Annotated in this window: 10 protein-coding genes; 7 read left to right on the plus strand and 3 right to left on the minus strand. The window is 66.4% G+C overall.

Going from position 1 to position 14,078, the window contains the following annotated elements; genetic code table 11:
* Window positions 1-972, plus strand: a 972-nt coding sequence (locus H926_RS29800; protein ID WP_043610949.1) for an ABC transporter substrate-binding protein, incomplete at its 5' end; no start/stop codon positions are given.
* 235 nt (window positions 973-1,207) lie between these two features.
* Here H926_RS29800 and H926_RS0121935 read toward each other — a convergent pair.
* Window positions 1,208-2,899 (minus strand): bifunctional protein-serine/threonine kinase/phosphatase, encoded by a 1,692-nt coding sequence (locus H926_RS0121935; protein ID WP_022678163.1) that lies wholly within the window; start codon window positions 2,897-2,899, stop codon window positions 1,208-1,210.
* A gap of 91 nt (window positions 2,900-2,990) precedes the next feature.
* Between H926_RS0121935 and H926_RS0121940 the strand changes: the two genes are divergently transcribed.
* From H926_RS0121940 to cobA, 6 genes are all read left to right on the plus strand, one after another.
* Entirely contained in the window at window positions 2,991-4,247 is a 1,257-nt protein-coding gene (locus tag H926_RS0121940) for a NarK/NasA family nitrate transporter (RefSeq protein WP_022678164.1), read from the plus strand.
* Between the two features lie 69 nt (window positions 4,248-4,316).
* Complete coding sequence (locus H926_RS0121945; protein WP_022678165.1) at window positions 4,317-5,567, plus strand: alginate export family protein; 1,251 nt, start codon at window positions 4,317-4,319, stop codon at window positions 5,565-5,567.
* A gap of 221 nt (window positions 5,568-5,788) precedes the next feature.
* Entirely contained in the window at window positions 5,789-8,359 is a 2,571-nt protein-coding gene (nirB, locus tag H926_RS0121950) for a nitrite reductase large subunit NirB (RefSeq protein WP_022678166.1), read from the plus strand.
* A complete protein-coding gene (gene nirD / locus H926_RS0121955) occupies window positions 8,359-8,700 on the plus strand; it encodes a nitrite reductase small subunit NirD (protein WP_028658358.1) in 342 nt (113 codons plus the stop codon). Before nirB ends, nirD begins: the two co-directional genes overlap by 1 nt.
* On the plus strand, window positions 8,697-11,216 hold the full coding sequence (locus H926_RS0121960) for a molybdopterin-dependent oxidoreductase (RefSeq protein ID WP_022678168.1): 2,520 nt from the start codon (window positions 8,697-8,699) through the stop codon (window positions 11,214-11,216). The genes nirD and H926_RS0121960 overlap by 4 nt, the downstream gene beginning before the upstream one ends.
* Complete coding sequence (gene cobA / locus H926_RS0121965; protein WP_022678169.1) at window positions 11,213-11,986, plus strand: uroporphyrinogen-III C-methyltransferase; 774 nt, start codon at window positions 11,213-11,215, stop codon at window positions 11,984-11,986. Before H926_RS0121960 ends, cobA begins: the two co-directional genes overlap by 4 nt.
* Before the next feature lie 599 nt (window positions 11,987-12,585).
* Here cobA and H926_RS0121970 read toward each other — a convergent pair.
* Both H926_RS0121970 and H926_RS29805 read right to left on the minus strand, forming a co-directional pair.
* Complete coding sequence (locus H926_RS0121970; RefSeq protein ID WP_022678171.1) at window positions 12,586-13,779, minus strand: IS91 family transposase; 1,194 nt, start codon at window positions 13,777-13,779, stop codon at window positions 12,586-12,588.
* 4 nt (window positions 13,780-13,783) lie between these two features.
* A partial coding sequence (locus tag H926_RS29805; protein WP_022678172.1) for a tyrosine-type recombinase/integrase occupies window positions 13,784-14,078 on the minus strand: 295 nt, incomplete at its 5' end.

Below are 14,078 nucleotides of genomic sequence, written 5' to 3' on the forward strand. Positions count from 1 at the left end.
GTGCCGTTCGTGCTCGGCCTTAACGGCAACGCGCTGACCATGCGGCCTGACCTTGCCCGCCGCCTGACAGCGCCCGGCCAGCTCGCCGATCCGGTTAGAGCTGGCGCCGCGCTCCGACTGGTGGCGCAAGAGCGCATCGCGGCGGGTGACCGCTTGCGCTTCGGCGTCGTGCACCGCCATTCGACACACAACCACATGCTGCGCTACTGGCTGGCAGCCAGCGGCATCCGCCCTGACCACGATGTCGAGATAACCACTGTGGCACCGCCCTTCTGTGCTGATGCGCTGGATGCCGGCGAAGTCGATGCGATCTGCGTGGGCGAACCCTGGAACAGCGTGGCTGTCGAACGCGGCGCGGGCGAGATCGTCATGGTCACCGCGCAGATCTGGCGGCGCGGGGTCGAGAAAGTCCTGACGATGAAGGAGCGGCTGGTCGACCAACGCCGCGACGATGTCGAGGCGCTGGTCCGCGCGCTGATCCGTGCCGCGCGCCATTTCGTCGATCCGGCCAACTGGGACGCCAACGCCGCGATTCTGGCCCGGCCGGAATACCTCGACGGCAGCGCCGCACTGATCCACCGCGCGATTTCGGACCAGCTGATGCTGGCAAAGGGAGGCGCGATCGTGCCCTTCCCCGATTTCATGTTCCAGTATCGCGAGGCGGCAAACTTTCCGTGGGTCAGCCAGGCCGAGTGGCTCTACACCCAGATGGTACGCTGGGAACACGGCGCGATCGTGCCCGAAGAAGCGCGCAAGGCGGCCCGCGTGTTCCGCCCCGATGTCTACCGTAGCGCGCTGGTCGGCAGCGCCGAACCGCTGCCGGGGGCAAGTTCGAAGGTCGAAGGAAGCCTTGCCGGGACCACCGTCGTCGGCACGCAGCAGGGGCGGATGACACTGGAAAGCAACCGTTTCTTCGATGGCGGGGTGTTCGATCCGGCCGATCTTGCAGGCTACCTTGCCCCCCTGCCGTAAGATCGATTTCATGCTGCGTCGCAAAAAGCGCTTTACCTCGCAGGGGCGAATCGCTTAGCCTTGGGCTGCACGATGGCCGTGTCCCGACGAGGGGGCGCACCGCAGGCCAGCCGTGCACAGCATCAACAACGCGTGGCAACGTCGCCGCCCGATCTGGCCCTTCCGGCCAAGTCGAGGCGGCTTTTTTGTGTTGCGCGTCGGCAGGAGCCAACCCGGCGTGGGCAGCAAGGAGCGATCAGCGCAGCAGCAGCGAGGCGACCAGCGCGGCCGCCAGCAGCGCGCTGGTGCCCTTCCAGAACATCGCCGGATCGCGTTCGATCAGCGGCCGGCGACGGGCGGCGGCAAGGCCCAGCGCGCCGCCGCTTTCGAGCGCGCGGAGCAGTTCCACCACATCGCCAAAGCGGTCCTCGCGCCGGGGCGCGATGGCGGTCAGGATCGCGGCATCGAGCCAGCTCGGGATTTCCGGGCGATGGCGCGAAGGCGCCGGCGCGATGCCAAAGCGTGGGCGCTGGAACGCCTCCTGCTCGCCATAGGGCCACTTGCCGGTGAACCAGCGGTAGAGCGTGACGCCCAGCGCGAACTGGTCGGTCAGCGCATCGCCCGCGTTGCCGTCGAACTGTTCGGGCGCCATGAAACCCGGCGTTCCCGGAATCTCGTCGGGATGGAAATCCTCGACACGCGGCAGCCGCGCGACGCCAAGGTCGATCAGCTTCACGCCGCCGTCACCGGTCAGCATGACGTTGTCGGGCTTCACGTCGCGGTGGACGACTTCGAGCTTGTGCAGCGCGGCAAGCCCGCGCACCAGCCCGATCGCCGCCTGCCGCGCCTCTTCGAGCGGCGGATTTCCGCGCTCCAGCCGCGCATCCATGCTCTCGCCTGCCAGCAGCGGCAGCACGGAATAGAGCCCGCTCTGCCGTTCGGGCCGCACCGGGCGCGCCGCCAGCACGAAGGGGCTAGCCACCCGGCGCGAAAGCAGCAATTCGCGAGCGAAGGCCAGCCGCAGCGCATGGTCGGACAGGATCTCGCGGCGGGGGAACTTGAGCACCACCCGCTCGCCGTCCTCCTCGTCCGTGGCGACAAGCAGCACGGCGTGGCGGCCTTCGCTCAAGGCCCGCTCGATGCGGAATCCGTCGATGGTCTCGCCAACGCCCGCCGGGGGGACGAAAGGCAGCCCGGAGACTTCGGCGAGGATGCCGTCGTGATCGGGCGCGGGCAGGCGCACCACGTCGAGTACCAGCGCGGTTGCATTGTCGCGGCCACCGGCGGCGAGCGCCGCTTCGACCAGCCGCTGCGCCGTTGCCTCGGCACTCGCATCCTCACCGATAATCGCGGCGAGGCGGGCTGCCGAAAGCACCGCGTGCACGCCGTCGGTGGTGAGCAGCAGCCGGTCGCGTTCGGCAAGTTCCAGCGTGCAGTGATCGAGCCGCAGATCGGCCTCGAGCCCCAGCGCGCGGATCAGCACGTGATTGAGGTCGGGCTCGGGGCGGACGTGATCGGTGGTGAGGCAGGTCAGCCGGCCCCCGGCAAAGCGCCAGGCGCGGCTGTCACCGACATGCGCCACATGCACCTGGCGCCCGCGCAGGGTCATGGCGGTGAACGTGGTGCCGCTGTTGGCCATGCTCTCGCCCCGGCCCTGCACGTTGAGCCAGCGGTTATAGGCGCCCATTGCCTGCCCGATGGCGCGGGCCGGCCCCAGCGTTTCGGGCAGCGCGTAGAAGCCTTCGACCAGCGCGCGCACCGCAAGTTCTGCTGCGGCGCGGCCCTGCTTCCCGCCACTTACCCCATCGGCCACCGCGGCAACGATGCCGTGGCGGGCACGCTCGGTCGCGGTGCCAAGATGCACGCCGCCGAAGTCCTGGTTGTCGTCACGCGGCCCGGTCGCACTGAAAAATCCAGCCGCAACAACCAGTTCTCCACCGCTCCGCATGTTCGCTTCAGCCCCTTGCGCCCGGGCACGTCGCCCGCCCGCGTGAGGATCGTTCCAATCCACCACCCGTCAAGTGCAGAGAGGACCATCTATGGCCACGGTTGCCATGCCATCCGCTAAGCCCGCGCCGCAGGGCGCCACGACCAGCTTCTGGAAATCCGGCCACAGCCCCACGCTGCTCGCCGCGTTCCTTTATTTCGACATGGCCTTCATGGTCTGGGTCCTGCTCGGCCCGCTGGCGCCGATCATCTCGAAGGAGCTGGGACTGGACCCGGCCCAGAAGGGCATGATGGTCGCCATCCCGACGCTTGCGGGCGCGGTCATTCGCCTGATCAACGGTGTGCTGGTCGATCGTATCGGTCCCAAGCTGACCGGGACGATCAGCCAGATCGTGGTCATCGCCGGACTGTTCGTGGCCTGGCACTTCGGCATTTCCAGCTATCAGGCAACGCTTGCGCTTGGCGTGATCCTGGGCTTTGCGGGGGCGAGCTTTGCCGTGTCGCTGCCGCTCGCCAGCCGGTGGTATCCGCCCGAACATCAAGGCAAGGCCATGGGCATTGCCGGCATGGGCAATTCGGGCACCGTGTTCGCCTCACTGTTCGCTGCGCTGCTGGCCAAGGCCTATGGCTGGACCAATGTCTTCGGCTTTGCGCTGATCCCGCTGATCGCGGTTTTCGCCTTTTACCTGATCGCCGCCAAGGACAGCCCCGACCAGCCCGCGCCCAAGCCGCTTTCGGCTTACGCCTCGGTGCTCAGGGAGGCGGACGCCTGGTGGTTCATGCTGTTCTACTTCGTGACGTTCGGCGGCTTCGTCGGTCTGTCGAGCTCGCTGCCCACGTTCTATGCCGACAGCTTCGGCGTCACCCCGGTGATCGCCGGCTACTGCACCGCCGCCGCCGTCTTCATGGGCTCGCTGCTGCGCCCCATGGGCGGCGCGCTGGCCGACCGCTTCGGCGGTATCCGCACGCTCACCGCGGTCTACGTGGCCGCCGCCGTGCTGCTCGGCGTGATTGCCGTGGTCGCGACCAGCGGCCTTGCGATCGCGGTCGTGCTGTTCGTCGCTGTGATGGGCACGCTGGGCGTGGGCAACGGCGCCGTGTTCCAGCTGGTGCCGCAGCGCTTCCGCAAGGAGATCGGCGTGATGACTGGTCTGGTTGGCTTCGGCGGCGGCCTTGGCGGGTTCTACCTCGCAAGCTCGCTGGGCGCGATCAAGAAGGCCACCGGCAGCGCTTCGCTCGGCTTCATGATCTTCGCTGCACTGGCGATCGTCGCGCTGGCAGGGCTTACCGCGGTCAAGAGCCGCTGGCGGACCACTTGGGGTGCCGCCCTTTCGGGCGCCCGCATCTGACCTGAGCTGCCGGGTGACCGGGGCGGCACGCTACCGCCCTGGCCCCACAACATGAGGGAATTTCCAACCATGAAGACCATGCTTCTCGGCGCCGCTGCACTGGCAGCGCCGCTTGCCCTCGCGCAGCCCGCGCTTGCCGCGCCCAAGGCTTTCGGAGATCCGGTGCCGGTTACCGACACGCTGACCTTCGATCCCATGCTGGATGCACGCCTGCGCTGGGAAAACGTCGACACACCGACCAAGGACGCCGATGCCGTCACATTGCGCCTGCGCAGCGGCTTCGAACTGAAGCACGCGCCCTCGCATCTTTCCGTGCTGGCCGAAGCGGAAAGCACGCTGGAAATCGACAACCACTTCAACGGCCTGGCGTTCGTTCCCGACAAGGCGCGTCCGGACTACGCTATCGTGCCCGATGCGGCCAACGTCGAACTCAACCGCTTGCAGATCCAGTACCGTACCAGGCAGCTGGGGCTGACGGTGGGCCGCCAGCGCATCAACCTTGACGATCAGCGCTGGGTTGGCGGTGTGGCCTGGCGCCAGAACGAGCAGACCTTCGACGCCGTGCGCGGCGAAGCCACGATCGGCCCGGTCATGGCCGACGTGACCTATGCCAACAGCCAGCGCACGATTTACGGCCTCGATGCTGGCCCGCGCACGGCCTATGACGGGAACTTCTGGTTCCTTCAGGCGGGCGTGAAGCAGGGCTCGGTGACGCTCAAGGCTTTCTCATACCTGCTCGATTACGATACCAAGGAGCAGGTCGGGCCACTGGCCATTACGCTGGCCGACACCCAGACTTATGGCGTGCGCGCCACCGCCGCACTGCCGCTGGGCAAGAAAGCCAAGCTGAACCTGATCGGCAGTTATGCTCACCAGCAGGGCTGGAAGGATAACCCGGCCAAGTACGGCGCCGATTACGTGAACGCCGAAGCCGGGCTTGCCGCCTATGACTTCACCGCCACGGGTGGCTATGAAAAGCTCGGTTCCGACAAAGGGATCGCGCTGCAAACGCCGATGGCCACGCTGCACAAGTTCAACGGCTGGGCCGACCTGTTCCTGACGACCCCGAAGTCCGGCCTCGAAGATGTTTACGTCGGGCTCGCCAAGGCGTTTCCGAAGCTGCACGGGCTGAATGCCAACGTTACTTGGCACGATTTCCATTCGGACGTCGGCCACGTAAAGTTCGGCGAGGAATGGGACGCCAGCGTGGGCTTCAAGGTGCGCAAGGTGGCGCTGCTTGCCAAGTATGCCGATTACAAGGCCAAGGGCTTTGGTGTCGATACCACCAAGTTCTGGCTTGAGGCGGACTACGCTTTCTAAGCGCGGTTTCTGCGCGTTGCATGGGGCGGAACGCGGTTCGTCCAGGGGCCGCTTTCCGCTTTCCATTGCTGCAGCGCAAAAATGTTGCTTGCGCTCAACGCCCCGAATCGGTTAGCCTTTGCTTCGAAGGTACCAGCGCCACCCAATGAAGGGTGATAGAGCGCCACCTGAACCATCACCATTGCGTGGCATCGTCGCCGCCCAGACCTCCCTTCACCGGGATGCGTTCGGGCGGCTTTTTCGTGTTCACGCATCTGCCAGAGGGAAATCCCGTGAACACCCCGACGACAGTGCTAGACAAGCAAGCCCCCGCAACCGTCCCGGTTCGCGAACGGCTTGCGGTGATCGGCAACGGCATGGCCGGATGCCGCGCCGTGGAGGAAATCCTCGCCCGCGATCCAGACCGCTTCGATGTGACCATCTTCGGCGCCGAACCGCGGGTGAACTACAACCGCATCATGCTTTCGCCCGTACTGGCGGGCGAAAAGGCGTTCGAAGACATCGTCATCAACGGTCCCGAATGGTACGCCGACAACGCCATCACGCTGGTTTCGGGCGATCTGGTGGTTTCGATCGACCGCGACACCCGCACCCTGGCCACCCGTTCAGGGCGGATCGAGCCTTACGACCGCCTGCTCATCGCCACCGGTTCCGACCCGTTCATCATCCCGGTGCCCGGCCATGATCTGGATGGGGTGGTCACCTTCCGCGATCTGGACGATGTGGACCGGATGCTGGCCGCAGCGGACAAGGGCGGTTCGGCCGTGGTGATCGGCGGCGGGCTGCTCGGGCTTGAAGCCGCGCACGGGCTTGCCTTGCGCGGCATGAAGGTCACCGTCGTCCACATCATGCCCACGCTGATGGAGCGCCAGCTCGACGAAGCGGCGGGCTTCCTGCTAAAAAGCGAACTGGAACGGCGCGGCCAGACCATCGTCACCGGCGGCGACACTGCCGAGATCACCGGCGCCAACGGCCAAGTCACCGGCGTGAAGCTGAAGGACGGGCGCGAATTCCCGGCCGATATCGTCGTGATGGCGGTGGGCATCCGCCCCGCGACCGGGCTTGCCAGGTCGGCGGGCCTTGCCGTCGAGCGCGGCATCGTTGTCGACGATCACATGGTGACGAGCGACCCTGCCATCATGGCGGTGGGCGAATGCGTCCAGCACCGGGGCCAGTGCTACGGCCTGGTCGCCCCGCTGTGGGACATGTGCCGCGCCTTGGCCGATAATGCTTGCAGGGATGAGGGGGCTTGCGAGCAGCCCACCGGCTACACCGGCTCGGTCACGTCCACCAAGCTAAAGGTATCGGGCATCGACCTGTTCAGCGCCGGCGACTTTTCCGGCGCAGACGGTGCCGAGGACATCGTCATGCGCGATGCCGCGCGCGGGATCTACAAGCGCGTGGTGGTGCGCGACAACCGCCTGGTGGGCGCGGTGCTCTATGGCGATACCGCCGACGGATCGTGGTACTTCGACCTGCTGAAGAAGGGCGAGGACATCTCCCCCATCCGCGAAGCGCTGATCTTCGGACAGGCCTTTGCCAGCGGAGGGCCATCGCTGGACCCTAATGCCGCCGTTGCCGCCCTTTCGGACGATGCCGAAATCTGTGGTTGCAACGGCGTTTCCAAGGGCCAGGTCGTCGCCTCGATCAAGGCCGGGGCGTGCAGCCTCGATGCGGTGCGCTCCACCTGCAAGGCTTCGGCGAGCTGCGGTTCGTGCACCGGTCTCGTCCAAAGCCTGCTCGCGCTGACCCTGGGCGACGAAGTCCAGTCGGGGCCGAAGACGCTGTGCAAATGCACCAGCTTCGGCCACGATGACGTGCGGCGCCTGATCTTGGAAAAGAACCTTAAGGCGATCCCGCAGGTGATGCAGGAACTGCACTGGAGGACGCCCGATGGCTGCGCTTCGTGCCGTCCGGCGCTCAACTACTACCTGCTCTGCGCCTGGCCGGGTGTCTACGAAGATGATCAGAAGAGCCGCTTCGTGAACGAGAGGATGCACGCCAACATCCAGAAGGATGGCACCTATTCGGTGGTCCCGCGCATGTGGGGCGGCCTGACCAACCCCAAGGAACTACGCGCCATCGCCGATGTGGTCGAGAAGTACAACGCGCCGATGGTCAAGGTGACTGGCGGCCAGCGGCTCGACATCTTCGGCATCAAGAAGGAAGACCTGCCCGCAGTCTGGGCCGATCTCAACGCCGCCGGGATGGTTTCGGGCCACGCCTATGGCAAATCCTTGCGCACCGTGAAGACATGCGTCGGGTCGGAATGGTGCCGCTTCGGAACGCAGGATTCGACTGGGCTGGGCGTCAAGCTGGAACGCATGACCTGGGGTTCGTGGATGCCCCACAAGTTCAAGATCGCGGTCAGCGGCTGCCCGCGCAACTGCGCCGAAGCGACGATCAAGGACTTCGGCGTGGTCTGCGTCGATTCAGGCTACGAACTGCATGTCGGCGGCAATGGCGGGATCAAGGTGCGGGCCACCGACCTGCTGTGCAAGGTCGCGACGGAGGCCGAGGCGATGGACGTGTGCGCCGCCTTCATCCAGCTTTACCGCGAACAGGCGCATTACCTTGAACGCACCGCGCCGTGGATCGAGCGGGTCGGGCTGGATCACGTCAAGGCCGGCCTGTTCGACGATCCCGACCGCTTGACCCGGCTCGCCGCGCGGTTCCGCCATTCGCAGCTGTTCTGCCAGGATGATCCCTGGGCCGAACGCGCCGCGGGCGCCCATTCCGAACTTCACCAGCACCTTGCCGAGGTGCGCCCCCTTCAGATGGAGCAAGCATGATGTTCGGCGATTGGCTCGATATCGGCCCGGTGGACCAGATCGCCCCGGGCACCGCGCGCACCCTGCCGGTGGTCGGCGGCGAAGAGATCGCGGTATTCCGCACCCAGAACGGCGAATTTCACGCGCTGATCAACAAGTGCCCGCACAAGCAGGGGCCGCTGTCGCAGGGCATCGTCCACGGCGGCATGGTCACCTGCCCGCTGCACAACTGGAACATCTCGCTGAAAACCGGCGAGGCGCAGGGTGAGGATAAGGGGTGCGTCCCCGTCATACCGCTCAAGGTCGATGCCGAGCGCATCTACCTGCTGCGTGCCGCCGTACTGGGCCAGCGCGCAGCGTGAGCGAAATCCGCACCACCTGCGCCTATTGCGGCGTCGGCTGCGGCATCCGGGCCGAAGTCACGGGGCCCCGGACGGTGACGATCCGGGGCGACGAGGCGCACCCCGCCAACGTCGGCCGGCTCTGTTCCAAGGGCACCCACCTCGGCGAGACGGTTGGCCTCGAAGGCCGCCTGCTCTCGCCGATGATCGGCAACCAGCGCACGGACTGGGACAGCGCACTGAATCTCGTCGCCGAACGGATGCGCGCGACCATTGCCGCGCACGGGCCAGACAGCGTGGCCTTCTATGTCTCGGGCCAGTTGCTGACAGAGGACTATTACGCCGCAAACAAGCTCATCAAGGGCTTCGTCGGCACCGCCAACATCGACACCAACAGCCGCCTGTGCATGGCGAGCGCGGTCGCCGCGCATAACCGCAGCTTCGGCGAAGACCTTGTTCCGTGCTCGTACACCGATCTTGAAGAGGCCGACCTCGTCCTGCTCGTCGGCTCGAACACCGCCTGGTGCCATCCGGTGATCTGGCAGCGGATCGAAGCAGCGCGCGAGGCGCGGGGCACGAAGATCGTCGTGATCGACCCGCGCCGCACCGAAACCGCCGAGCAGGCCGACATGCACGTAGCCATTGCACCCGATGGCGATACCACTCTGTTCAACGCCCTGCTCCACGCGCTTTGCGAACGCGGGCTGGCCAAGGTGGAAGCGTGGGACGGCCTTGCCTGCGATCCGGGCATTCCCGCCCGGCAATTCGCCGCGCTGGTCGACCTCGTCGCCGCAAGCCCGCGCATGGTCACGCTGTTCAGCATGGGGGCGAACCAGTCGACCGGCGGCACCGACAAGGGCAACGCGATCATCAACCTGCACCTTGCCACCGGGCGCATCGGCCAGGCCGGCGCGGGGCCGTTCAGCATGACCGGCCAGCCCAACGCGATGGGCGGGCGCGAAGTTGGCGGGCTTGCCAACACGCTTGCCTGCCACCTCGGCTTTTCCGAGGCAGAGCGTGCCGATGTCGCCGCCTTCTGGAACACGGACCGGCTCTGCCCCGGTCCCGGCCTGAAAGCGGTGGACCTGTTCCGCGCGATTGACCAAGGCGGCGTCCGATTCCTGTGGGTGATGGCGACCACCCCTGCCGTATCGATGCCTGATGCGGCTTTCGTGCGGGCCGCGCTGGCCAAGTGCGAAACGCTCGTCGTGTCCGACGTGATCGCCGATACCGACACCGCCCGCCTGGCCCACGTCCGCCTGCCCGCGCTTGGCTGGGGCGAAAAGGATGGCACCGTCACCAACTCCGAACGCCGCATCAGCCGCCAGCGCGCCCTGTTCGCACCGCCGGGCATGGCGCGGGCCGACTGGGCGATCATCGCCGACGTGGCCCGCAGGCTTGGCCACGGCGGGGCCTTCGCCTGGAACAGCAGCGCCGATGTGTTCCGCGAATATGCGGCGATGACCGCGCTGGCCGCCCGACACGGCAAGGTGCTCGACCTGACGGCGCACGCCGCGCTGTCGGACGAGGCCTACGACGCGCTTGCGCCGTTCCAGTGGGGTGGCCGGCAGGCGCTGGCGCCCGAACAGAAGATCGTTCCGGTCCGCCCGGCGCAGATGCACTTCGATCCGGCCTTCCCGCTGCGGCTCAACACCGGGCGCTATCGCGACCAGTGGCACACGATGACCCGCACCGGGCTGAGTCCCAAGCTGTCGCAGCATCGCCGCGAGCCGCTGCTGGAAGTCCACCCCAAAGACGCAGCCGCAGCTGGCCTGGCCGAAGGCGCTCTGGCGCGCGTGCGCACCCCGCAAGGCAGCGCAGTGTTCCGCGTCGCGTTCGATCCGGGCCAGCGCCATGGCGAAATCTTCGTGCCGATGCACTGGAGCGATGCGATGGCGGGCGATGGGCGCAGCAACTGGCTCGTGGCACCGAACGTCGATCCGGTGTCGGGCCAGCCCGGCTTCAAGAACGGCCCGGCGCGGATCGAACCGGTCGTGGCCGATTGGCGCGCCTTTCTGGTTTCGGTCGAAGCGGTGCGCCCTCAGGGCATTCCCTACTGGGTGGCTTCGCGCCTGCCGCAAGGCTGGCTGATGGAACTGGCCGGCGAGGGCAGCGTAAATGTCGACGCGCTGCTTGGCGAAGGCGAGCGGATCGAAGTGGTCGACACCGCGCGCGGGATGCGCCGCATCGTCGTACTGGCAGGGGACGGCACCGTTGCCGCTGCGCTCTATGTCACCCGCAGCGGCACGCTGCCGGCGCGCGACTGGATCGCCGCACAAGTCGGCCTTGGGCAAGCGGCCCCGGCCGAACTCCTCGCCGCTCGCCCCGCCTCGCCCGCGCCCGATCCCGGCCCGATCGTCTGCGTCTGCCACGGAATTGGTGCGCGCAATATCGAGACGGCAGCGCGCGGTGGCGCGTGCACGGTCGCTGCCATCGGCGCGGCAACGGCAGCGGGCACCAATTGCGGTTCATGCCGCCCGGCGATCGCCCGGCTGCTCGAAACGATCACCCCATCATCCGAGGAGAAGGCGGCATGAACGACGATTTCCCGCAAGGCAGCGTATGGCTGGGCGGCGCAGGACCGGGCGATCCCGAACTGCTCACCCGCAAGGCTGAGCGCCTGATCGCCCGCGCCGATACGATCTTCCACGATGCGCTGGTCGGCGAAGGTGTGCTCGGGCTCGCCCCGCCCACCGCACGGCTGATCTATGTCGGCAAGCGCTCCGGCCGCCACTCGAAGGACCAGACCACCATCGACCGCCTGATCGCCGAAGCGGCGCTGCGCGGCGAGCGTGTCGTCCGGCTGAAAGGCGGCGACCCGGCAATCTTCGGCCGGGCGACTGAGGAACTAGACGCGTGCCGCGCGGCGGGCATTGCCGTCTCCATCTGCCCAGGCATTACCGCCGCGAGCGCCGCGGCAGCCTCGCTCGGCGCATCGCTCACCTTGCGCGGATTGGCCCGGAAACTGACTTTCGTCACGGCCCACGCTCGCGCCGGAGAAACGCTCAATCTCGATTGGAGCTCGCTGGCAGACCCGCAGGCGACTGTGGCGATCTACATGGGCAAGGCAGCTGCGAGCGCGGTCTCGCACGGGCTGATCGGCGCTGGCCTGCCGGGCGATACGCCGGTCGCCCTCGTGGAAAACGCCAGCCTGCCGAACGAGCAACGTTTCCATACCCGGCTCGACCTTCTGCCACTGGCCGCGCGGACGGCGCTACGTGACGGACCAGCGCTGCTGCTCATCGGGCAAGCGCTCAAGCGAACATCGTGGGGCGCTGGGGCGGCACGAAGGACACTCGAAGCATGAAAAGAGTACTCGGGTGGTTAATTCAGCATCTCGATGCTGACACGTGCCCCCGATGTGGTGCGCCCATCGCGAGAAAATGCGGGAAGGTTTGTCCGGGCTGTTCTTGGAGACTTTCGGAAAATCCTCGAAGGTGAGCTTTGTAACTTGGCACCTGATTTTTCACGCTGCCTCGGCCCAGGCCATTAAAGAACGCCGGTGTCTGTAATCTTGGGAGTAGGAGAAAGGCGTTTCGGAACGCATCGGATGACCGGTTTCGGTTTATCCGGACGTTCGAAGTCTCGCTGCCACAAGGCCGCTTTGTCGAAGGGTTTCGGACGCCGGCAGGCGTACGAAAGTCTTACAAGTACGACCCGCGGTGAGGCTCGCACAGGTCTATGGGTAAAAGGGCTTTGGTGTGGATTGGGGTGGCTGAAGCAAGCCTGCCGGCCAGCCTGTGATGGGCGGAATAACTTGGAAGTCAGATGGCCATTTCTCTCGAAGCGCCGCTGATCCTGCTGGCCATGAGCCCAAGTTTGACTGTGCTGGCGGCGTCGACACGCCTATCCCCATTGGCCGGGGCGCAGTGTTCACGGCCATTATGCAGGGTAAGCCATGCCGGATCATGGCGTGTTCTCCCGGGTCGGCGGTGCTGGCTGCGGCGGTGCACGCGGTTGGCACCAGCGGACGAAGGTCTCGATGATGGTCATGTGCCCGCCGCAACATGGGCATGGCGGGCGATGGTCGGGCGGTTCGTCGGGTTCGGGCCCGTGGATTGGCGCGGCGACGCCAAGCAAGCTGCGGGCCAGCGCCATGGCTTCTTTGTGCGTTGAACTGGCAAGCAGGCCGTAATGCCGGATGCGGTGGAAGCCGCGCGGCAGGAAGTGGATCAGAAAGCGGCGGATGAACTCGTCGGTGGCCAGCGTCGTGACCTGCTGGCGCTGCTCCCCGTCGCGGCGATAATCCTTGTACCGGAACGTCACGCCAGTCTCGTCGAAGGCAATGAGGCGCCGGTTCGAGATGGCAACGCGGTGCGTGTAGCGCGAGAGATAGGCCAGCACGGCCTGTGGTCCGGCAAAGGGCCGCTTGGCATAGACCACCCAGCGCTTCTTCCCGATTGGCGATAGATGCCGCAGGAAGGCCTTGCGTGTGGTGAGGCCCGCCAAGGTGCTGAAGAAGGACAGCTTGCCGGCATCGAACAGCGCCAAGAGACGCGTGAGGAACAGGCGGCGGAACAAGGCGCCCAGCACGCGCACCGGCAGCAGGAACGTGGGGCGCGACGAGATCCAGCGCGTACCATCCGGGGCGATGCCGCCGCCAGGCACGATCATGTGAACATGCGGATGGTGGGCCAGTGCCGATCCCCACGTGTGCAGCACGGCGGTGATCCCGATCCGCGCGCCCAGATGTTTGGGATCGGCTGCGATGGTCAGCATGGTGTCCGCAGCCGCGCGAAACAACAGATCATAGACCACCGCCTTGTTCTGCCAGGCGATGTCGGCAATCTCGGCAGGCACCGTGAACACCACGTGAAAGTAGCCGACCGGCAACAGATCGGCCTCGCGCGCGGCCAGCCATGTGCGCGCGGCAGCGCCCTGGCACTTGGGACAGTGCCGGTTGCGGCACGAGTTGTAGGCGATCCGCCAGTGCCCGCAATCATCGCAGGCTTCGACGTGACCGCCCAGTGCACCGGTGCGGCAGTTCTCGATGGCCGTCATGACCTTGAGCTGACCGAGGCTGAGATGCCCGGCATGGGCTGTGCGATAGGCGGGCCAAGCGCTTCGGAAGATATCAGCGACCTCGAGCGAGGTGCGCACCGGCTCAGCCGGGAGGTGCCGCCTGCGCCTCGAGCAGCGTCGTCAACTTGTCCAGCGGACTGATGACCGCGCGCACCGTCCGAGTTGCGACCGTGGTGTAGAAAGCGGTTGTCTCGAGGTTCGCGTGCCCGAGCAGCGCCTGGATGATCCGAATATCGACACCGTCTTCAAGCAGATGCGTGGCGAAGCTGTGCCGCAGAGTGTGTGGGCCGACACGCTTTTTGATACCCGCAGCCTCGGCAGCATCAACAACGATCCGATGGAGCTGCCTGGTACTAAGCGGCTTGAGATAGTGCATG

Source organism: Novosphingobium sp. B-7 (assembly GCF_000410615.1).
GTDB classification, from domain to species: Bacteria; Pseudomonadota; Alphaproteobacteria; order Sphingomonadales; family Sphingomonadaceae; genus Novosphingobium; species Novosphingobium capsulatum.

What these genes read in the sequence shown, in the direction of transcription:
- H926_RS0121935 (WP_022678163.1), bottom strand. Translation starts at nt 2,899, where the DNA reads ATGCGGAGCGGTGGAGAACTGGTTGTTGCGGCTGGATTTTTCAGTGCG.
- H926_RS0121940 (WP_022678164.1), top strand. Translation starts at nt 2,991, where the DNA reads ATGGCCACGGTTGCCATGCCATCCGCTAAGCCCGCGCCGCAGGGCGCC.
- H926_RS0121945 (WP_022678165.1), top strand. Translation starts at nt 4,317, where the DNA reads ATGAAGACCATGCTTCTCGGCGCCGCTGCACTGGCAGCGCCGCTTGCC.
- nirB (WP_022678166.1), top strand. Translation starts at nt 5,789, where the DNA reads ATGCGTTCGGGCGGCTTTTTCGTGTTCACGCATCTGCCAGAGGGAAAT.
- nirD (WP_028658358.1), top strand. Translation starts at nt 8,359, where the DNA reads ATGTTCGGCGATTGGCTCGATATCGGCCCGGTGGACCAGATCGCCCCG.
- cobA (WP_022678169.1), top strand. Translation starts at nt 11,213, where the DNA reads ATGAACGACGATTTCCCGCAAGGCAGCGTATGGCTGGGCGGCGCAGGA.